This is a genomic window from Xenorhabdus ishibashii, from assembly GCF_002632755.1.
Taxonomy (GTDB): domain Bacteria; phylum Pseudomonadota; class Gammaproteobacteria; order Enterobacterales; family Enterobacteriaceae; genus Xenorhabdus; species Xenorhabdus ishibashii.
Map to the genome: position 1 here is coordinate 2,443,187 of NZ_NJAK01000001.1, position 21,193 is coordinate 2,464,379.

Annotated in this window: 15 protein-coding genes and 1 pseudogene; 6 read left to right on the forward strand and 10 right to left on the reverse strand. The window is 43.0% G+C overall.

What is annotated here, in order from left to right; translation table 11 throughout:
• Positions 1-5: 5 nt before the first annotated feature.
• The 6 genes from secD to queA all read right to left on the reverse strand — a co-directional run bounded on the left by secD (position 6) and on the right by queA (position 5,838).
• On the reverse strand, positions 6-1,853 hold the full coding sequence (gene secD, locus Xish_RS11650; protein WP_099118001.1) for a protein translocase subunit SecD: 1,848 nt from the start codon (positions 1,851-1,853) through the stop codon (positions 6-8).
• A 28-nt stretch (positions 1,854-1,881) separates the two neighbouring features.
• Entirely contained in the window at positions 1,882-2,220 is a 339-nt protein-coding gene (gene yajC, locus Xish_RS11655) for a preprotein translocase subunit YajC (RefSeq protein WP_074021392.1), read from the reverse strand.
• Positions 2,221-2,359: 139 nt separating this feature from the next.
• Positions 2,360-3,484: a tRNA guanosine(34) transglycosylase Tgt gene (gene tgt, locus Xish_RS11660; RefSeq protein ID WP_099118002.1), complete on the reverse strand. Its 1,125-nt coding sequence runs from the start codon at positions 3,482-3,484 to the stop codon at positions 2,360-2,362.
• A gap of 247 nt (positions 3,485-3,731) precedes the next feature.
• Positions 3,732-4,085: a hypothetical protein gene (locus Xish_RS11665; RefSeq protein WP_074021394.1), complete on the reverse strand. Its 354-nt coding sequence runs from the start codon at positions 4,083-4,085 to the stop codon at positions 3,732-3,734.
• Positions 4,082-4,384, reverse strand: coding sequence for a hypothetical protein (locus Xish_RS11670; RefSeq protein ID WP_099118003.1), 303 nt, complete (start codon positions 4,382-4,384; stop codon positions 4,082-4,084). Before Xish_RS11670 ends, Xish_RS11665 begins: the two co-directional genes overlap by 4 nt.
• Positions 4,385-4,764: 380 nt before the next feature.
• Positions 4,765-5,838, reverse strand: a complete 1,074-nt coding sequence (queA, locus tag Xish_RS11675) for a tRNA preQ1(34) S-adenosylmethionine ribosyltransferase-isomerase QueA (RefSeq protein WP_099118004.1) — start codon at positions 5,836-5,838, stop codon at positions 4,765-4,767.
• A 119-nt stretch (positions 5,839-5,957) separates the two neighbouring features.
• On the opposite strand from queA, the gene Xish_RS11680 reads away from it, so the two are divergent.
• The 3 genes from Xish_RS11680 to ggt all read left to right on the forward strand — a co-directional run bounded on the left by Xish_RS11680 (position 5,958) and on the right by ggt (position 9,291).
• Positions 5,958-6,545, forward strand: a complete 588-nt coding sequence (locus Xish_RS11680; protein ID WP_099118005.1) for an acyl carrier protein phosphodiesterase — start codon at positions 5,958-5,960, stop codon at positions 6,543-6,545.
• A gap of 182 nt (positions 6,546-6,727) precedes the next feature.
• Positions 6,728-7,330: a peroxiredoxin C gene (locus Xish_RS11685; RefSeq protein ID WP_099118006.1), complete on the forward strand. Its 603-nt coding sequence runs from the start codon at positions 6,728-6,730 to the stop codon at positions 7,328-7,330.
• Positions 7,331-7,530: 200 nt separating this feature from the next.
• A complete protein-coding gene (ggt, locus tag Xish_RS11690; RefSeq protein ID WP_099118007.1) occupies positions 7,531-9,291 on the forward strand; it encodes a gamma-glutamyltransferase in 1,761 nt (586 codons plus the stop codon).
• 94 nt (positions 9,292-9,385) lie between these two features.
• Here the strand turns inward: ggt and brnQ are convergent.
• Positions 9,386-10,647 (reverse strand): annotated as a pseudogene (gene brnQ / locus Xish_RS11695) (branched-chain amino acid transport system II carrier protein).
• A gap of 569 nt (positions 10,648-11,216) precedes the next feature.
• On the opposite strand from brnQ, the gene Xish_RS11705 reads away from it, so the two are divergent.
• Positions 11,217-11,978, forward strand: a complete 762-nt coding sequence (locus tag Xish_RS11705; protein ID WP_099116347.1) for an IS5 family transposase — start codon at positions 11,217-11,219, stop codon at positions 11,976-11,978.
• Positions 11,979-12,005: 27 nt separating this feature from the next.
• Here Xish_RS11705 and phoR read toward each other — a convergent pair whose 3' ends face one another.
• Together phoR and phoB are read right to left on the reverse strand one after the other, a co-directional pair.
• The gene (phoR, locus tag Xish_RS11710) at positions 12,006-13,301 is read right to left on the reverse strand and encodes a phosphate regulon sensor histidine kinase PhoR (protein ID WP_099118008.1); all 1,296 of its coding nucleotides are present in this window, start codon (positions 13,299-13,301) and stop codon (positions 12,006-12,008) included.
• Between the two features lie 19 nt (positions 13,302-13,320).
• Positions 13,321-14,010, reverse strand: coding sequence for a phosphate regulon transcriptional regulator PhoB (phoB, locus tag Xish_RS11715; RefSeq protein WP_099118009.1), 690 nt, complete (start codon positions 14,008-14,010; stop codon positions 13,321-13,323).
• 307 nt (positions 14,011-14,317) lie between these two features.
• Here phoB and sbcD point away from each other — a divergent pair, with 307 nt between their 5' ends.
• Together sbcD and Xish_RS11725 are read left to right on the forward strand one after the other, a co-directional pair.
• Positions 14,318-15,535 carry an exonuclease subunit SbcD gene (gene sbcD / locus Xish_RS11720; protein ID WP_099118010.1) on the forward strand — a complete coding sequence of 406 codons (1,218 nt, stop codon included), beginning with the start codon at positions 14,318-14,320 and terminating at the stop codon, positions 15,533-15,535.
• A gap of 17 nt (positions 15,536-15,552) precedes the next feature.
• The gene (locus Xish_RS11725; RefSeq protein WP_099118011.1) at positions 15,553-19,233 is read left to right on the forward strand and encodes an SbcC/MukB-like Walker B domain-containing protein; all 3,681 of its coding nucleotides are present in this window, start codon (positions 15,553-15,555) and stop codon (positions 19,231-19,233) included.
• Positions 19,234-19,500: 267 nt separating this feature from the next.
• On the opposite strand, the gene Xish_RS11730 is transcribed toward Xish_RS11725, so the two are convergent.
• Positions 19,501-21,123 (reverse strand): ABC transporter substrate-binding protein, encoded by a 1,623-nt coding sequence (locus Xish_RS11730; protein WP_099118012.1) that lies wholly within the window; start codon positions 21,121-21,123, stop codon positions 19,501-19,503.
• Between the last annotated feature and the right edge of the window lie 70 nt (positions 21,124-21,193).

Below are 21,193 nucleotides of genomic sequence, written 5' to 3' on the forward strand. Positions count from 1 at the left end.
GCTCCTTAAATTGACAACTTATTGATACGCTTGCCACCGTACAGCAAGTTTACGATTGCACGTGTTCCCACAATAGCAGTGAACATCGAAGTCGCCACACCAATACTGGTGGTGATCGCAAAGCCCTTGATCGAGCCAGTCCCCACTGCATACAAAATGATGGCAGTAATCAGCGTAGTCAGGTTTGCGTCGATGATACTGGAAAACGCCCCTTTATAACCTTCATGGATTGCCTGCTGTACCGTACGGCCATTGCGCAACTCTTCTTTGATACGTTCGTTGATCAATACGTTCGCATCCACGGCGACGGCAAGGGTCAAGACGATACCCGCAATTCCTGGCATAGTCAGTGTCGCCCCTGGCAACAAGGACATAATACCGACGATCAGCACCAAGTTCGCCAACAACGCAGAACTCGCAATCAGGCCAAACTTGCGGTAATAAATCACCATAAATACGACAGAAGCAATCAGCCCCCACAAACAAGCTGCAAGACCTTGCTCAATATTTTGTAAGCCCAAAGTTGGCCCAATCGTACGTTCTTCCACAATCTGGATTGGTGCAATCAACGCCCCTGCCCGTAGTAACAAGGATAACTGACGAGCTTCAGTCGGATTACTAATGCCAGTAATGCGGAAACTGTTACCCAAGCGCGCCTGAATAGTGGCAACGTTGATAACTTCTTCTTGCTTAACTAAAATTGCCCGTCCGTTGGCATCTTTCTTGCCGCTGTCCTTATATTCCACAAACAGCGTTGCCATTGGCTTGTGCAGATTATCTTTAGTGAAATTAGACATCGCTGTACCACCAGCGCTATCCAGGGAAATATTCACCTGCGGATAACCGTTCTCGTCTGCACTGGAAGTCGAATCGGTAATATGGTCACCTGTCAGGATAACGCGCTTGTACAGCACAACAGGATTGCCATCACGGGTATATTTCACTTCTGAATCAGCCGGAATGCGGCCATATTGCACGACATTTTGGTCTACATTGGTATTGACCAGACGGAATTCCAGTGTTGCAGTTGCACCGAGGATTTCTTTCGCACGGGCAGTATCCTGAATACCAGGCAGTTCAACCACGATGCGATCTGCACCTTGACGCTGAACCAGAGGTTCCGCAACTCCTAATTGGTTGACACGGTTACGCAAGATAGTGATGTTCTGCTGTACCGCATAAGAACGGGCTTCACGCAGACGTTCATCGCTCATCACCACTTTCAGCGTGCTGTTTGCTTCATTGGAGAACACCAAATCACGGTGACGAGGTTCAAGATAGTTTTCTGCTTTAGAACGTGCATCGTCATCACGGAAACGCACTTCGACGCCATAATTATCCGTTTTGCGGATAGTAGAATAAGGAATACCTTGATCACGCAGTTCAGAACGCAGGCCATCAATGTTCTGTTCCTGCAATTTCCCTAACGCGGTTTCCATATCCACTTCCATCAAGAAATGAACACCACCACGCAGGTCAAGTCCCAGTTTCATCGGTTCAGCGGCGACGGCTCTTAACCAGACAGGCGTTGCAGGCGCGAGGTTCAGTGCAACAACATACTGTTCACCTAGTGCAGCAACCAACGCCTCACGGGCACGAAGCTGCACATCAGTGCTACTGAAACGAGCAAGAATTGCCCCATTTTCCAATGCAATGGACTTGCTCTTGATTTGATCTTTTTCTAAAACATTACGGACTTGGTCCAGCGTTTTTTCACTGGCGGCGATGCCTCGCGCGCCAGTGATTTGTACAGCCGGATCCTCACCATAAAGGTTGGGAAGTGCATAAAGCAAACCGATGAGGATCGCAGCGATCAGCATCAGATACTTCCACAAAGGATAACGGTTCAACACGGCAGTTCCCTTCGGGAAAATCGGAAAATTAAATAGCCTTCATTGTACCTTTCGGCAAAATGGCAGCAACGAAGTCACGTTTGACAGTTATTTCTGTGGTGTCATTCAAGGCTATAACAACATAACCGGTATCAGACACTTTAGAGACACGACCAACCAGACCACCAGAAGTCAGTACTTCATCCCCTTTGGAGATGGAATCCATCAATTTTTTATGTTCTTTGGTGCGTTTTTGTTGTGGACGCAGGATCATGAAATAGAAAATCAAACCGAAAACAACCAGCATGATAATCAGAGAATATGGGCTTCCCTGAGCTTGCGCTGATGCACCAGTAGCTGCCGCAGCTTCAGAAATAAAAAAACTCATCAAATTTCCCTCATTGTTATCGAAAATGTTACTGTCGAAAATATGGCTATTGAAAACATAGCTATTGAAAATCGACAGTGGCTCGATCAAAAACCAGCCCAATATGCTACACATATTGAGACTGATTAGTCACGATAAATTATATATTTAACGGCGGAACGGGTTTACCGATCTGCTGATAAAACGTTTCAACAAACTGTTCCAGTTTGCCTTCTTCAATGGCCTGACGAATGCCAGCCATCAAACGCTGATAATACCTTAAATTATGTATCGTATTCAGCCTTGCACCAAGAATTTCGTTACAACGATCAAGGTGATGGAGGTATGCACGGCTATAATTGCGGCAAGTATAGCAGTCACAATGCTCATCCAACGGAGAAGTATCTTCTTTATGTTTGGCGTTGCGGATTTTAATAACCCCTTCGGTCACAAACAGATGACCATTGCGGGCGTTACGTGTTGGCATCACACAATCAAACATATCGATACCACGACGCACACCTTCAACCAAATCTTCCGGCTTGCCGACGCCCATCAAATAGCGAGGCTTATCCTGCGGGATCTGCGGGCAAACATGTTCCAGAATGCGATGCATATCTTCTTTAGGTTCGCCGACGGCAAGGCCACCTACAGCGTAGCCATCAAAACCGATTTCCACCAGCCCTTTTATGGAAACATCACGCAAATCTTCGTAAACACTGCCTTGAATAATGCCAAACAAGGCATTTTTATTGCCCAGTTCGTTAAACCGTTGACGACTGCGGGCAGCCCAGCGCAATGACATTTCCATAGAACGCTTCGCATAATCCCAATCAGCAGGATATGGCGTACATTCATCAAAAATCATGACAATATCGGAACCCAAGTCATATTGGATTTCCATGGATTTTTCAGGGCTTAGAAAAACAGGCGTTCCATTAATTGGATTACGGAAGTGAACCCCTTCTTCTTTGATTTTACGCATGGCGCCGAGGCTGAAAACCTGAAAACCGCCAGAATCGGTCAGAATAGGGCCTTGCCACTGCATAAAGTCATGCAGGTCACCATGTAACTTCATGATTTCCTGTCCCGGACGTAACCAAAGGTGGAAAGTGTTCCCCAACAGGATTTGCGCTCCCGTCTCTTCCACCTCTTCCGGTGTCATACCTTTTACCGTGCCGTAAGTTCCCACGGGCATAAATGCTGGAGTTTCCACAACGCCACGATCAAAAATCAAACGACCACGACGGGCATTCCCATCCGTCTTTTGTAACTCAAATTTCACTTAACCTCCAGACATCAGAAAGACAGTCTGATGCTTGACATAAAATGATGCATTCTAAACACTAATGAAGCCACTGTACACGCCAGCCTTGTGATATACAGTATGTCAATTTCTATAATTTAACCTTGCTCTTGGGCACGAACCTGCATCACATTCCACTCCGAACTTTCGCATAAAAAAACCGCAGTTAAGCGGCGTTAGAAATGAGAAACCCGCGCGAGCGGGTCGGGTTAACTATTTATGTCTGTTAAGCGACCTTATGGCGCTTATTTGCTGATTTTCTTTTTTCATTTTTCATCGCCTTGCTGTGAGCTTCTGTCAGTATCCGTTTTTTCTCACTATTAACAAAACGATTTAAAACCTGCCGGATTAACGGCTGATAACCTAATCCATTAAGATCAGCTATCATTTTCAGGTCTTCTATCAGAGACTTATTTAACCTGATTGAAATTGGCTGTAAGTCTAGTGCCTCATTAATCAGTTCTTCCGTGATATCATCAGATACTTTAACGTGAGCCTCACTGCAACCAAGCTCACCGCTTTCCCATGCCTCATCAGTAGAAGCTATCAGGTCTGTTCGCTTATCAGTTTGTCTGCTCATTTCTCTGTTCCTAGGCCGTATTTTCTGTAAATTCTCAATTCATCTTCGTTAGGTGCATAGGCTGTTCTTATAGCTACCCCCTTATCAGGGTAATAAATAAAGACTACCTTTAATTTAACACCGTAATCAGTTTCAGATATAAACCACTTAGTTGGCGGGTCGGTTTTGTTGTCTTCTCTTGTATCCTCAAGAAAACGCCCAACCCGATTAGAAAAACACTGGAGTATATCCTCTTCATTAACAGGTGGATTCTTACCTGCTAACTTCAATCTGATATTTGATGATATTAAGAACTTCATATGACAGCGTCTTTAACCTATGGTTAATTTGTATATACACAATACACCACAAAACAGATCAAAACAACTCAAACAGACTCATGAATAACTAGTTAATATATTGTAATTAATAGATAAAATAAATACCAAAATTAAAATTTTTTGTATATACAAATTATCTAAGGAATCCCATAGGTAAGTATAAAACTGTGAAGCAGTAGATGTCCTGTTTAGGTTTAGCCAAATATAGCGGCGCTGTCACATTCTTGGCACAGCCCAATAATTATGGCAGCCAGCAACAGCATTTAAGGCTAGTAACTGGCTGAAATGAAGAGTATTTTGATTTTAAAATCTTTTATTGCAAAGCACTTAATTTATATGGGCACCGTTTCTTCTGGCATTCACTCTTCTGATACCCGTTCTTTTGCTGCTATTTTATTGCGATTAATAAACATGGCATCCCCATAACTAAAAAAGCGATATTTCTCTGCTACCGCTTCTTTGTAGGCATTCATAGTATTCTTATAACCGGCAAACGCAGAAACCAGCATGATAAGTGTGGATTCAGGCAGATGGAAATTGGTGATCAGTGCATCTACAACCTGATATTCAAATCCAGGATAGATAAAGATTTGGGTATCATCGAAAAATGGCGCGATCAGCCCATTCTGACAAGCTCTCGCGGCACTTTCCAGTGAACGAACTGATGTTGTACCTACAGCAATAACCCTGTTGCCTCGCGCCTTACATGCCAGTACTGCCTCCACGACATCCTGTGGCACTTCCGCATATTCGGCATGCATTACATGATCTTCGATGGTTTCCACTCGTACAGGTTGAAAAGTACCGGCTCCAACATGCAAGGTGACAAAGGCCATTTCAATGCCTTTTTCACGTAAGGCAGCCAAAAGAGGTTCATCAAAATGCAATCCGGCAGTTGGTGCTGCCACTGCGCCTGGGCGTTCATTATAGACTGTCTGATATAGCTCACGATCCGCATCTTCATCAGGACGAGCAATATAAGGCGGCAAAGGCATATGACCAATTTGCTCCAAAATGGTCAATACATCACGCTCATCATCAAAACGGATTTCGAACAAAGTATCATGACGCGCCAGCATCGTTGCCTTAATATCCTGAGTTTCACCAAGGATCAGTTCAGTGCCTTCTTTCGGTGCCTTGGAAGCACGAACGTGAGCAAGCACTCGCTTATCATCCAGCATCCTTTCGACTAAAACTTCCAACTTTCCCCCCGTCGCTTTGCGGCCAAACAGGCGCGCAGGAATAACGCGGGTATTATTGAAAACCAACAAATCTCCAGCTTCCAGCTTATCCAGCACATCAGTAAAAACACCGTGCGTCAGATTACCGGTTTCACCATCAAGGGAAAGCAGGCGGCAAGCACTTCGCTGTGGCTGGGGATAGTGAGCAATTAGCTCTTCTGGCAGTTCAAATGTAAAATCAGCGACACGCATTTTATCTGTATCATTCAAAAAAACAGGCGGACTAGTCTAGTGCTGCAAGCGCAAGGGTGCAACAAAGAAGCATCTGGTTTAACTATATTACGGTGCATTCTTTACTGTATACTCTCACTATGAATTTTCTCGCACACCTTCATTTAGCTGCATTGGCGGAAAGTTCCTTATTGGGGAATTTGATGGCAGATTTTGTCCGTGGCTCTCCAGAAGGCGCATTCAGTTCTGATATTGTAGCGGGTATCCGTATGCACCGTCGGGTAGACAGCCTTACGGATAAGCATCCACTTGTCGTGGAAGCACGCAAATTATTTCGCAAAGAATATCGTCGCGTTGCCCCTATTACCCTTGATATCATCTGGGATCATTTTCTTTCTCAGCATTGGGACAAGTTTGAAGAAAATTACTCCCTACCCGAATTTGTTAATATTGCCCACAACAATATAGAACCTCATCTCGCTTCAACTCCTGAAAAATTTCAGGAATTGAACAACTACCTCTGGTCGCAGAACTTGCTCATCCGTTATGCCGATATGTCATGCATCGCCAATGTCTTGCAAAACATGGCACGCAGGCGGCCAAAATTATCCGCACTGGCTGGATCGTATCAGGACATAGAAAATCATTACCTTGATTTTGAATCACTATTTTGCCAGTTCTACCCAGAGATGATGGCACTCGCGTCAAATAAGTGTCTGTTTGAGTAGCAACTGCCTTGAGTTTTTCATAAATAGTCTTATCTTATGTAGTCCAAAAGGAATTAAAAGTCGACTATTGATAGTTAAAACCTATTATATTAATTGGTATTTTATCCTTTATTGCTATAACCTAATTCCTTATGCTGTAACCCGTTTTTATATAACATCTTTTAAAATCACAGGAGTCAATTATGGTTTTAGTCACCCGCCAAGCCCCTGACTTTACGGCTGCCGCAGTTCTCGGCAACGGTGAAATTGTTAATAACTTCAATCTGAAAAAACACCTGAATGGCCGTCCTGCTGTTATTTTCTTCTGGCCAATGGATTTCACTTTTGTTTGCCCTTCTGAGCTGATTGCTTTCGACCATCGCTATGAAGAATTCCAAAAACGTGGTGTTGAAGTTATCGGTGTATCTTTCGATTCTGAGTTCGTTCACAACGCATGGCGTAAAACTCCAATCAACGAAGGCGGCATCGGCGAAGTCAAATATCCAATGGTCGCTGACATCAAACGTGACATCATGAAAGCTTACGGTATTGAGCACCCAGAAGCGGGCGTTGCTCTGCGTGGTTCTTTCCTGATTGACAAAAATGGTGTTGTCCGTCATCAAGTGGTTAATGATCTGCCACTGGGCCGTAACATCGATGAAATGCTGCGTATGGTAGATGCTCTGCAATTCCATGAAGAGCACGGCGAAGTTTGTCCGGCACAATGGGCAAAAGGCGAAGAAGGTATGGGCGCTTCACCTGAAGGCGTAGCAAAATACCTGACCAAAAACGCAGATAAGCTGTAATCCCGTTAGGATTCAATCGGTTCATAACATAATGTTATGAAGCATTCCAAACCAGCCGCCCAGTCGGCTGGTTTTTTACTTTCAAAAATCCTGAGCTTTAGATAAGGTGAATCGCGTATTAACAACAAAAATATTACATTCACACAACTCCATTAACAGTTGACCAGTAACAAACTGGCCTATCCTCAGGAGAACAACTCATGTTCAAAGCATGGAAAATTCCACTTATCGCCGTAACTCTACTGATCTCCACCCCCCTTTATTCTGCCACTGAGCCTGCTGTTGAAGCCAAACAAGGCATGGTTGTCAGTTCACAGCATCTTGCTTCCCAGGCTGGCATAGATATTCTCAAAATGGGCGGGAACGCCATTGATGCTGCGGTTGCCGTTGGATATGCCCAGGCAGTAGTTAATCCCTGCTGCGGCAATATTGGCGGTGGCGGTTTTATGACTATCCATCTCGCCAATGGAAAAGATACTTTCATTAATTTCCGTGAAACAGCCCCTGCTGCGGCTAACGCTGATATGTATCTGGATAAAGATGGAAATGTTATCAAAGGTGCCAGCCTGTATGGCTATAAAGCAATTGGTGTACCAGGCACAGTCATGGGATTTGAAGAGGCATTGAAAAAATATGGCACTTTGACCCGCGAACAAGTCATGGCGCCCGCCATCAAACTGGCACGCGAAGGCTATATTCTAACTCGTGGCGATACCGACATTCTGGATACTACAGTGAAGCGTTTCGCTCAAAATCCAGAAGCGGCTCGTATTTTCCTGCGCAAAGATGGCACGCCATTTGAACCAGGAGACAGGCTTATTCAAACCGATTTAGCCAACACACTTGATATGATTGCCAAACATGGACCGGATGCTTTTTATCACGGCAAAATTCCCCAATTAGTTGAACAAGCATCAAAAAAAGCAGGCGGAATTATTACCGCAGCGGATTTTGCCAATTACCACATTACAGAAACGGCTCCCGTCACCTGTAGTTACCGTGGCTACAAATTTATCTCGTCTCCACCACCAAGCTCCGGTGGAGTTACGTTATGTGAGATATTAAACATCATTGAAGGTTATGATCTTAAATCTATGGGGTTCAACTCTGCGGCTTATATCCATACCTTGACAGAAGCTATGCGTCACGCCTATATGGATAGAAATACCTATCTGGGCGATCCGGCATTTATCCACAACCCACTTGATCGCCTATTGAGCAAAAGCTACGCTGCATCCATCAGAAAAGAGATCCAACCCAACAAAGCCACGCCTTCAGTAAATGTTCAGCCGGGCATTGGCCCTCATGAAAAACCAGAAACCACGCATTATTCTGTGGTAGATAAAGAAGGTAACGCAGTATCCACCACTTACACTATCAATGGACGTTTTGGTGCTGTGGTCATTGCGCCAGGAACAGGCTTTTTCCTTAACGATGAAATGGACGACTTCACAACGAAAGTCGGTGAGAAAAACCTGTACGGGCTAGTGCAAGGTGCAACCAACTCAATCGCTCCTGGTAAACGCCCACTATCATCAATGAGTCCAACACTTGTGACCAAAGATGACAAAATATTTCTGGTCTTAGGGTCTCCCGGGGGATCGCGTATTATCTCCATCACACTACAAACGGCCCTGAATATCATTGATTTCAATATGCCACCACAAGAAGCTGTCAACAGCCCACGCATGCACCATCAATGGCTACCTGACGAAGTCTATTATGAGCAACGGGGTTTATCGAAAGATACCCTGAATTTACTGGAGAAAATGGGCTATAAAATGGTGGAGCAGACCCCTTGGGGGGCAGCAGAATTAATCATGATTGGATTGCCGGGTGCTGCTGGTGTGACGCCACAATCATCAGGCAATGATTCAGCCTTATCGGGTATTGTCCGTGAAGGCTACCTCTACGGCTCTAATGATGTACGGCGACCTGCGGGTGCTGCTATTGGTTATTAGTCCAGAATATATCAACAAAAAAGGTGAGCTGTTTTCAGCGGCTCACCCTTTTATCATCCAATAACGCCATTTATATCATAAACAAACTTTATTTTTACTTCTCTTCAGTCTGCACTTCATACTTTGGGAGTTTTACGCCTCCTACGATGCGATCGTAAATGGCGCACACAACAATCGTTAGCAAAGTAGGCAGTAACCAAGCCAAACCTTGATCCGCCAGGGGCAAATGCTTCGCCCATTCAGGCAGTAAATGGGATAAGTACTCAGAAACTTTTATTGCATCCAAAATGCCAAACAGCAAGCTGATAGACATGGCAGGAGCCAAAATTCGTGTGCAGTTATTCCACCAACGGATTGTAAAGCTCAGCAATATCAGCGCGATACAAGGTGGATAAATTGCCGTCAGTACTGGAATTGAGAACTTAATCAAGTGGCTTAAGCCCATGTTAGAAACCAGCATGGAGAATGTGCCTAAAATCAATACCAGAGCACGGTAGGATAATGGCAAATAACGGCTGAAAAATTCCGAGCAAGCACAAGTCAAACCAACAGCAGTCACCATACAGGCTACAAAAATCAGTAGCGCGAGGAAGAAGCTGCCGTAGTTACCAAAAATATTTTGGACATAAGCGTGCAAAATCACAGCGCCATTCTCTGCTGTAGGTACTAATGTGCCACTACCTTCCCCAAGTTTAAACAAAGAGAGGTATACCAGCGTCAAGCCAAGACCAGCAATCAAGCCAGCCCACATGGCATAGCGCGTCAACAGAGAAGACGCTTCAACCCCTCTGGAACGGGCTGCATTGACAATAACAATACCGAATACCATTGCGGCCAGTGTATCCATTGTCAAATAGCCATTGACAAAGCCATTTGAGAACGGAATTTCCCGATAAGTTTCAATAGCAGGAATAGGACTACCTGCCGGCCACAACACTGCTGCAACTCCCAAAATGGCTAACGCCACGATTTTAATTGGAGCCAATATATGACCAACGTTATCCAGTAGTTTGCCCGGATACAATGAAATCAGTACCACGAGTGCAAAATAGATCACACTATAGATAAGTAGAGGAAACTCACCTGTTCCGGTAAGTGGTGCAATACCCACTTCAAAAGAAACTGTTGCAGTTCTGGGAGTCGCAAACAGAGGGCCGACAGCTAAATAGCAGACAGTTGCCAGAATCAGACCCGAAGTTTTTCCAATCGGTGCGCTGATTGCTTCAATTCCCCCCCTACTTTTGCCAAAGCAATGACAGTAATAACGGGCAAGCCAACAGCGGTTAGCAAAAAGCCGGCTGCTGAGATCCAAACATTCTCGCCTGCCTGCAAGCCAACCATAGGTGGAAAAATAATATTTCCCGCACCAACAAACAGGGCAAAGGTCATAAAGCCTAATGCCCAAATATCCTTCGATGATAAACGATATGCCATAATGATTATTAATATATTATTGCCAAAAGAAATGTATCTGCGACAGTAACTATCGCAAGCACTTGAATTTTCACTGGCGAAACTGGTTTCTGATTTAATAGTCAGTGATCAACATGAGCTTCACTGATAATCGCAAGATGCAGAGTGATAATAGTAATTACAGCTAGAATCGCCAACAACTGCTTCCAAGTAAAACTTTTATATCGTAAAAAGGCAAGCAGTAAACCAAAAACCAGAATAATATTCTAAACTAATTTTTAAAATCAGTGATTATTGTTATCTATCATTGAATACACACTATATGATTTGTACGTTTTTCATTCATGGCGATTAATGCACCATTTTTTATCCGTATTATTACCATTGAACTTTCATTTAACTTATTATTTTTTCATGAAGCTAGGGCGTGTTGATGTTTTGTGAGGGATTATTAGATAGCATGATGATTTGGTATAATTACTTTCGCCAAAAAACAACCAGACCTCACCATCATGCCGCGAACTATGTTAACAGATCTCCAATGGAATAAGCTATCTGCGTTAATGCAACATGCGGGTTGGATTTATCACAAACCTGAACACCGTTTGACCGTTGAAGGCATTCTTTACCGAATGAGAACGAGCGTTCCCTGGCGCGATTTACCGCCAGAATTCGGCAAATGGAATAGTGTCTTTCAACGTTTCAATGCGTGGTCAAAGAAAGGGGTTTTACAGCTCATTTTCAAGTGGTTATCTGGGTTTGCTGATAGGGAATGGTTGTTTATTGATGGGAGTATCGTCCGTGCTCATCAGCACAGTGCCGGAGCGGCTTCAGATGATGATGAGGCGATTGGCAAAAGTTGTGGTGGACGTTCAACCAAAATTCATTTGGCCGTCGATAGTTATGGCTTGCCTGTTCATTTTGAATTGTCCGGGGGACAAGTGCATGACATTGTTCATGCTGAAAGTTTAGTCGAACAATCGCCCCCTTCGGACTTTGTGATAGCTGACAAAGGGTACGACAGTCAGGCTTTCAGAAATCATATTGAACAGCAAGGAGCAACACCGATTATTCCCTACCGGAAAAATAGCCGAAAATCGGATAAACAGATTGATAAATGTTTATATCGTTATCGTCATTTGGTGGAGAATGCGTTCGCTAGGGTTAAACATTTTCGTGCAATAGCAACAAGATACGATAAGCTTGAACGGAATTACGCCAGTATGTTGGCTCTGGCGTTTATCATTGTCTGGTTGCCCATGTGGGTTGAATGAATTATGACCTTAAAACATCAACAGACCCTATTTTTTGGCAGAAACAATAAGCCGAGACGCCAACAAAAAACTAAAAACTGAACCCTTCCCTAAAGTGCTCGAAATATCGAGATGAGTATTGTAGTGCTGCAATGCATGTTTCACTATCGCCAAGCCCAACCCATTTCCCCCAGTTTGACGCGAACGGGCACGATCGACGCGATAAAAACGTTCTGTCAGGCGGGGTAAATGTTCTGTACTTATCCCACCGCCATTGTCTTTCACCTTGAACAAAGCACCCTGAGAAACGTTTCGCCAACTTACTTCAATCCGTGTTCCTACAGGGGTATGTCTAACCGCGTTATAAACAAGGTTGGACATAGCACTACGCAGTTGCTCTTCATTACCAAACACATTCAGTGTTTCATCAATATCAAACACAATATCGTACTGCTCATTTCCCAAGGCCAAGACTTCCCGCTGCAATATTCTCAACATGTTGGGAACACCCACAACTTCATTCATATCCACTTGTGGCCCCCCTTCAATTTTGGAAAGATGCAACAGTTGATGGACCAGACCATCCATTCTTCGTATCTGTTCCCGCATCGTACCAACGATTTTCTGATTTATCTGACTGCCGAACGTCTGATCCTCCATCATTTCCAGATAACCTTGCAGTACAGTGAGTGGTGTTTTGAGTTCATGGCTCACATTGGCAAAAAAATCCCGTCTGGCATTTTCCAACTGTCTTTTTTGGGTAATATCGCGCGCAACCATCAATAATTGAGTCTCAGAATAAGGCATAATGCGAAATTCCATTATATTGCCGTTATTCAATTCAATGGACAGAGGGCGGGAAAAATCATTTGCTGTGAAATAACGACTGAATTCAGGATAACGAAGTAAGTTGAAAATATGCTGACCATTATCCTCAGGCCAGCGGAACCCTAGTAAATGTTGAGCCAGACGATTACACCAAAAAATGTTACCTTCCGTGGTCATTATCACAATGGCATCCGGCAATGATTCAGCCCCGCTACGAAAGCGCTTGATGAGTAATGCGAGTTCACGACGCCGTTTGCGATTGCGTTGCTGCATCTGGTAAATACCATAAAAGATAGGTTCCCAGCCGCCACGACCGACAGGCGGTAACATATTGCGATCCAACCATAACCAATCGGATAATTTCAGCAAATTGTAGCCATGCCATACCAGAGCTAAAAACAGAGCAGTAACCAGCAACCATGCCAAGTGGCCAATAAAAAGAGACAAAACAACAGCGGGCAAGCAAAAAAGCACAAGCCCCCATATCAATTTTTTCCAAGATAAACGCTCAAGCACGTGACTTTACTCCAGACAGTCAATAGCGGGTAGAAAAGCGATAACCTGTACCACGCACTGTTTGTACCATCTTAGCGTGATCCCCTATCTCCAACGCCTTACGTAACCGTCGGATATGTACATCAACCGTACGATCTTCCACATAAACATTTGTTCCCCACACATAGTTGAGTAATTGTTCGCGGCTATAAACACGCTCAGGATGAGTCATAAAAAAGTGGAGAAGCTTGAATTCAGTTGGCCCCATTTCCAAATCTTGTCCCTGACTGGAAACGCGGTGAGATGATGGATCTAGAATCAATCCATCCATATCAATAAAGTTTTCCGCCTCTATCGGTGACATGCGACGCAAAACAGCTTTAACTCGGGCAATCAATTCCTTAGGTGAAAAAGGCTTCGTGATATAATCATCGGCTCCAACATCTAAACCACTTACCCGATCTTCTTCTTCCACCCGAGCCGTGACCATAATGACAGGGATCGTTTTAGTATTATTATCCCGCTTCATTTGTCGGATAAGCTGAATTCCCGATCCCCCAGGAAGCATCCAGTCCAATAATATCAAATCAGGATAAGGCTCAGACAAACGCCTTATTGCTGCATCGTAATCTTCGGCTTCAATGGCCTGATAACCGTTTTGCTCCAGTGCAAAACAAACCATTTCACGAATCGGTACTTCATCTTCAACGACCAAAATACGTTTAACCATGGTTAATCCTGCGAATAACATTCAAGTCAGCGATGTTCACCTTAAGACATTATGCGTCAAAATATTATGCGTCAATTTTATGACACTTTTATTAAAACCCAGACTTCTCAATCAGCAAAAGACAAATTGGTTCCCAAAGAAAATCTTGCACCTTGGTTATATTTCATCATGGATGCGAAGTAGCTCGAAAATTCAGTAAAGGATACCGAATTACACAGGACATTCTTCACGCTGCCATTATAATTTGCACTTGCAACAGGCGAGAAGTAACGGGCTAGAAAACAATTAGGGCAACGGCGGGAAAATCATGCGAATTATTCATACATCTGACTGGCATCTTGGCCAATATTTCTTTACGAAAAGCCGCGCCGCTGAACATAAACATTTTTTGCAATGGCTGATTGAAAAGATCGTACAACATCAAGTCGACGCACTCATTATTGCCGGCGATATTTTTGATACAGGTTCCCCACCCAGCTATGCACGCGAACTTTATAACAAATTCATTGTGGCACTACAGCCCACAGGCTGCCAACTTGTTATTCTCGGGGGAAATCATGATTCCGTTGCCACACTCAACGAATCAAAATCCCTTCTCTCTTACCTGAATACCATCGTCATTGCTAATGCTGAAACCGAAGATATAGCACAGCAGATAAAGATCCTGAATAACAGAGATGGTAATGCAGGAGCGATTCTCTGCGCTATTCCCTATCTGCGTCCACGGGATATCATCAATAGTCAGGCGGGGCAATCTGGCGCACAAAAACAGCAGGCGTTACAGGATGCCATCACCGAACACTATCACAAGCTCTTCCAGCAAGCCTGTGTATTACGGGAGCAGCTCGGCCAGCCATTACCGATTATTGCCACAGGTCATCTCACTACAGTCGGTGCTTCCACTACGGATTCCGTGCGCGATATTTACATTGGCACATTAGAGGCCTTCCCCGCACAATCCTTCCCTCCTGCTGACTATATTGCACTGGGGCATATCCATCGCCCGCAAGTCATCGGTAAATCAGAGCATATCCGCTATAGCGGCTCCCCTCTTCCGCTCAGTTTTGATGAAGTGGGACAGGAGAAAAGCGTCTGCTTAGTAGACTTTAAATCAGGCAAACTCGATAGCATCACACTGTTACCGATACCACATTATCAGCCTATGCAGCTTATTCGTGGTAATTTGAAACAAATCGAAGAGCAATTACACTCTTTCAGGGAATACCAAGGAGAGAGGCCGGTTTGGCTGGATATTGAAGTCGCAACCCAAGATTACCTGCCCGATATCCAAAAACGCATTCAGACCCTAAGTGAAGGCCTGCCTGTTGAGATCATTCTGCTACGCCGTAGCAAAAGCGCTCGCCAACTGTCACTGTCTGCACAAAATAAAGAAACACTTACCGAGCTAAGCGTAGATGAAGTCTTTGAACGTCGTTTGGCGCTGGCTGAAATCGACGATCCTGCGCAAAAACAACGCCTGACCACTCTGTTTAAACAAACGCTGGACGATATTTCTCAGCAATAACATGAAGAGAACATGCCATGAAAATTCTTAGCTTACGGCTGAAAAATATCAATTCCCTGCAAGGTGAATGGAGAATTGACTTTACGGCAGAACCATTTGCCAGCAATGGATTATTTGCCATTATCGGCCCAACTGGTGCAGGAAAAACCTCCTTATTGGATGCCATTTGCCTTGCCCTTTATCATGAAACACCAAGGCTCAACACCATTTCTGCCTCGCAAAATGAATTAATGACCCGCCATACCGCAGAGTGCCTTGCTGAAGTAGAATTTGAAGTCAAAGGCATTGCTTATCGGGCATTTTGGAGCCAGCGCCGTGCTCGCAACCAAGCAAATGGCAAACTCCAACCCCCAAAAGGAGAATTGGCTCTCAAAAAGGAGGGGAAAATTCTGGCTGATAAAATTCCAGAGAAAAAAGAAAAAATTGCCGAAATAACTGGACTGGATTTTAGCCGTTTTACCAAATCCATACTTTTATCGCAGGGGAATTTTGCCGCATTTTTAAATGCACCAGATAAAGATCGGGCAGATCTACTGGAAGAGATAACCGGTACAGAAATTTACGGCATTTTGTCCCAGGAAATTTACCAACGCCATAAAGAAGCACAATCTGAGCTGAACATTCAGCAGGCTAAAGCCTCTTCCATTGAATTACTCACGTCAGAACAACAACAAGCATACCAAAACCAACAACAACAACTTATTGCAGAAGAAACCTTACTCAGCCAACAAGTGAAGGCATTGCAAACAGCCGAGCAGTGGCTGTTACGACAGGATGAACTACAACAATCACTGGTGAGCAATGCTTCACTTTTGCAACAAACTGAGCAAGCTATTCAAGAAGCACAACCCCAATTGCAACAACTTGCTGCCGGTGAGCCAGCAGAAAAAATTCGTCCATTATGGGATGCACAAAACCGAGCTATCCATGAAAAGCAGAAGCTCACGGAACAACGCACAAAAATAGAGCATGAGCGCCAACAACAACTTGAAATGCTACAACCTGCCGAACAGCAACTGACACAGTTGGAAAGCATGCGGGAAGAGCATCAACAATATCAAACTCAGCAAGAAAAGCTCATCTCAGAGCAAATTATGCCGCTCGATCATAAAATTGATATTCAATCTAAAGATCTGCTGAAACTTGAACAAGAAATCGCCGGACAAAACCGTGATTTCACAGACATCTTATCCCAATACCAAGCCACACAGGAGCGAATGGCAGCCTTAAATAACGAACAACAGATCTTGGGATCCTACTATGAGCAGCATCCTTATTACCATAATTTGGACAGCAAGCTACCAGAATGGAAACAGCTATTCACCCGCCAGAAAGAGCGACGAGAAAAAATAGACCAGCTTACCCAGAACACTCAACAAATTACCTCCGAGCTTACCCATACAACCGATTATTTACATAGATTGAATGCAGAGTTGGCTAAACAGTATGAACAGAGCCAAATATTGCGCAACAGCTTTACCGATGCTGCAAACCAACTCACAACTTTGCAGCAAAAGTACCCATTGGAACAATTGCAGCAAAATTTAAAAAATTATCAGAAACAATTGGTATCACAGAACCAACTAGAGATCTTGCTTCCTCAGATCCAGCAGTTACAAACCGCGATCTCAACGGATCAAAACCAATTGATCCAATCTCAGGTATTGGTAAAAGCCTTACCTGAGCAGATAGCAACTCTCAACCAACAATTGGCAGACAAGCAACAACATTATGACGATCTCACTAATCGAATTCGTTTGGAACAGCGGATAGTCAGTCTGGAAAAAGAACGGGCACAATTAAAAGAAGGTGAATCTTGCCCGCTTTGCGGTTCAGTTCATCATCCTTTAATCGATGAATACCAGAATATTGCCTTACCACATTCAGAAGAGCGCTTGAAAACCCTGCGCCAACAGATTGAACAACTGCAAGAAAATCGTACAACTCTACAGCAAAAACAACAGCTTCATCAGCAGCATGGCGAACAATTGCAGCAAAATATTGCACAATATCATGTTAAATTGACGGAACTGGTTAAACAATGGGAATACCATTGCCAGCAGTTACAAGCTACAGAATTACCGGTGGAGGCAGAGACGGTTAATCACTTTATCAGTCAACGACAGTCTGCTTATCACCAACACCAAGCTCAACAGGAAGTACTATTACAGGCAGAGAAAAACTATCAAACAGCCGAAAAAGCACTTGCTGCCAACCGAGAGCAATACCAAGCCTGTGAAAAAAGTATTGAACTGGAAAAGTTCAAACAGGATTCAGCGCAAAAACAATTGGCAGAAAAGACAGCAGAGTCTCAACAGATAGAAGCCGACTATGCAGCAACAGCACAACAGTTAAACACAGAATTACAATCAACACCTTTCGCCCTTCCTGCCTCTCATGAAACAGAAAACTGGCTGCAACAGCGTGAACAAGAATTAAAAAACTATCACGATTCACGAGAAAAGTGGCAGCAACTACAAAAAGAACAAGCAGCCTTGCAAAGCAAACTGGAGGAACTAGACAAACAAAAAAATAAGCTCTCCATTCATCTTCATACTTTGAATGAACAACAGCAGCGGCAAATGCAGTTATTAGAACAAACTCATCAGGAACGTCAGCGTTTATTTGGTGAACAATCCATCATTGTCGTTCGTCAGGCTTTGCAGCAAAAAAACAATGAATTGGAAATCGCCTACAAACATGCCACTTTCCATCTGCAAACACTGCAAAACAAAATGAGCCAATTAATCGGTGCTGCCAGTGAAATAGGAAAAAGCCACACCACTGCCGAAGCAAACACCAAACTTGCAGCCAGCCATTTCCGAACAGGCTTAGAACAGCAAGGCTTTCCCGATCAATCATCCTTTGAACATGCCTTATTGGAACCGGAACAGCGGGAAAAATTACAACAATTACAAGAAAAACTTGAACAGCAACAATTGCAAGCTAAAACACGGCATCATGAATCAGAAGTGGCCTTACAGCGACATATAGAAACGCAGCCTCAATTGCTTAATCAACATGAACCTCAACAATTATCCGTCATATTGACCGACGTTACGGCTAAATTGAAACAAAATAATCAACAACAAGGTGAAGTCAGAACCCTATTAAACAGTGATGCAACTCGCCGCCAACACCAACACGAGTTACTGGCACAGATCGCACTCTTACAACAAACATATGATGACTGGAGCTATCTCAATAATCTCATTGGCTCTGCCGATGGTGCTAAATTCCGCCGTTTTGCTCAAGGTCTGACATTGGATCATCTCGTACATCTGGCAAATATCCGATTGGAAAAATTACATGGACGCTACTACTTGCAACGCAAAGATGACAGCGGGTTGGAATTACAAGTCGTTGACACTTGGCAAGCGGAAGCCATGAGAGATACCAAAACACTTTCTGGAGGAGAAAGTTTCCTTGTCAGCCTTGCTCTCGCACTTGCCTTGTCTGATCTAGTGAGTAACAAGACACAAATAGAATCCCTGTTCCTTGATGAAGGGTTTGGCACGCTTGATCCTGAAACCCTGGATATCGCTTTGGATGCCCTGGATCACCTTAATGCATCAGGAAAAACTATTGGAATAATTAGCCATGTAGATGCATTAAAAGAGCGAATCCCTGTTCAGATCAAAGTGGAAAAAAGGAATGGATTGGGTTTCAGTCAATTAGCTGCAGAATTTCGGGTTTAAACCTGGAAATCAAATTGATATTGAAGTTTATTTAAATATATCTACAAGTGTTTAAATAAACTTCTGGAAAAATATAAAGAAATACTGTATTTATAACGATGTGTTTATATCTATATATTTATACGACAATATTTTTCAAATTACTGCATAGTAGCTCAAAGATGAACTGTTAGCCTAATCTACTGCCAATTCATAAATAGTATTACCCTGAAAGGAAAAGCAATCCTTACTTTTCCTTTTAACAGATGTCACGAACTACTACGGTTATTAATGTTCGATGATATAAAGATCTTTCGTGAAATATTCACCTCTTGTATTAATATTAAATCCGCCAACATAAGGTTTAACCATATTATGGTTTACATAAAAATAAATTGGGATAGCAGGTAAGTCTTTGGTTAAGATATCTGATGCTTGCTGATAATAATCTTTAGCATTATTACTGCTTGCTTTTTCCACTAACTTATCAAACTCAGCATTTTTATACATGGATGTATTTTTAACTTGATTAGATGAAAATATGGATAAAAATGTCATCGGACTATTATAATCAGCAATCCATGCCCGTCGGATAATATCAAATTTTCCCTGATGCATATTATCCAACATGACTTTCCATTCTTGATTCTGCAAAGCAGCATTTACACCAAGATTTTTCTTCCACATTGAACTCACTGCAATGGCAATTTTTTTATGTCCTTCCTGAGTGTTATAAAGCAGATTAAAGGTAAGAGGGTTATTTTGATTAAATCCAGCTTCATTCAATAATTCTTTCGCTTTAGTAATACGCTGCACCTGAGTCCAGGAAGCATAATCAGGTTGTTCAAAATTAAAACCTCCTATATTTGGCGTGAGCATTGTATAAGCGGGTAATTGTCCCTGTCCCAATATCTTATCCACAATGATATCGCGATCTATGGCTAAACTCAGTGCCTGCCTGACTCTGACATCATTGAATGGCGGCTTTTTATTATTAAACTCATAGAAATAGACGGTAGCTTTAGGAGAAATACGTACCTGATCAGGCAATGTTTTTTTCAGTGATGGAAAAGATTCTGCGGCAATAGTACTGGTAATATCTATTTCTCCCGCCAGATAACGGTTTAAATCTGCTTTTTCTGAAGAGAGAGGCAGATAAGTAACTTTATTTATCACTGTATTTTTATTATCCCAATATAGGGAATTTCTGACTCCGATTATTTTTTCATTGACAACCCACTCAGAGAGTTTATATGGGCCACTTCCCACAAAGACTGCTGGTCTGGTCCATTTATCACCATATTGCTTTACTGCCTTTTCACTTATTGGAAACATAACAGGATGAGTCAGCATCTGTAGAAAATCTCCGACAGGTTTATCCAGTCTCACCTCTAGCGTCTTGTCATCCAACGCTTTTACTCCAAGCTCTTCCGTTTTTTTCTTACCCGTCAATACCTGATTTGCATTTATTACAGCAGCATTTTCAAGATAACTTCCATAAGGAGAAACAGTATCGGGATCAATCAAACGCCGCCAACTGAATACCACATCATGAGCCGTAATGGGTGAGCCATCTGACCACTTAATATCTTTTCTTAAATGAAAAATCCAGGTTTTATTATCATTAGTTTCCCAACTGACTGCTAATCTTGGCTCAATATTGCCCTGATTATTAACCTGAACCAGACCATCAAAAAAATCATTAATAATATTAAACTCGACATCACTTGAAACTTTATGTGTATCCAATGAAGCGGGTTCTGAACCATTATTACGCACAATTTCCTGCTTAGCGGCCAGTTTTACTCCTTCAGGAACAATAGCGGAATAAGATATTGCTATATTCCCAAACATGGCAGAGATAGCCAAAGAGAGAACTTTTATCTTTTTATTCATCGTTATTTTGTTCATATTGAATCCTTCATAACCGTATTTGTTTTTTATATTTAACTACGACATTTTTCTACAGCGTATTGATTTA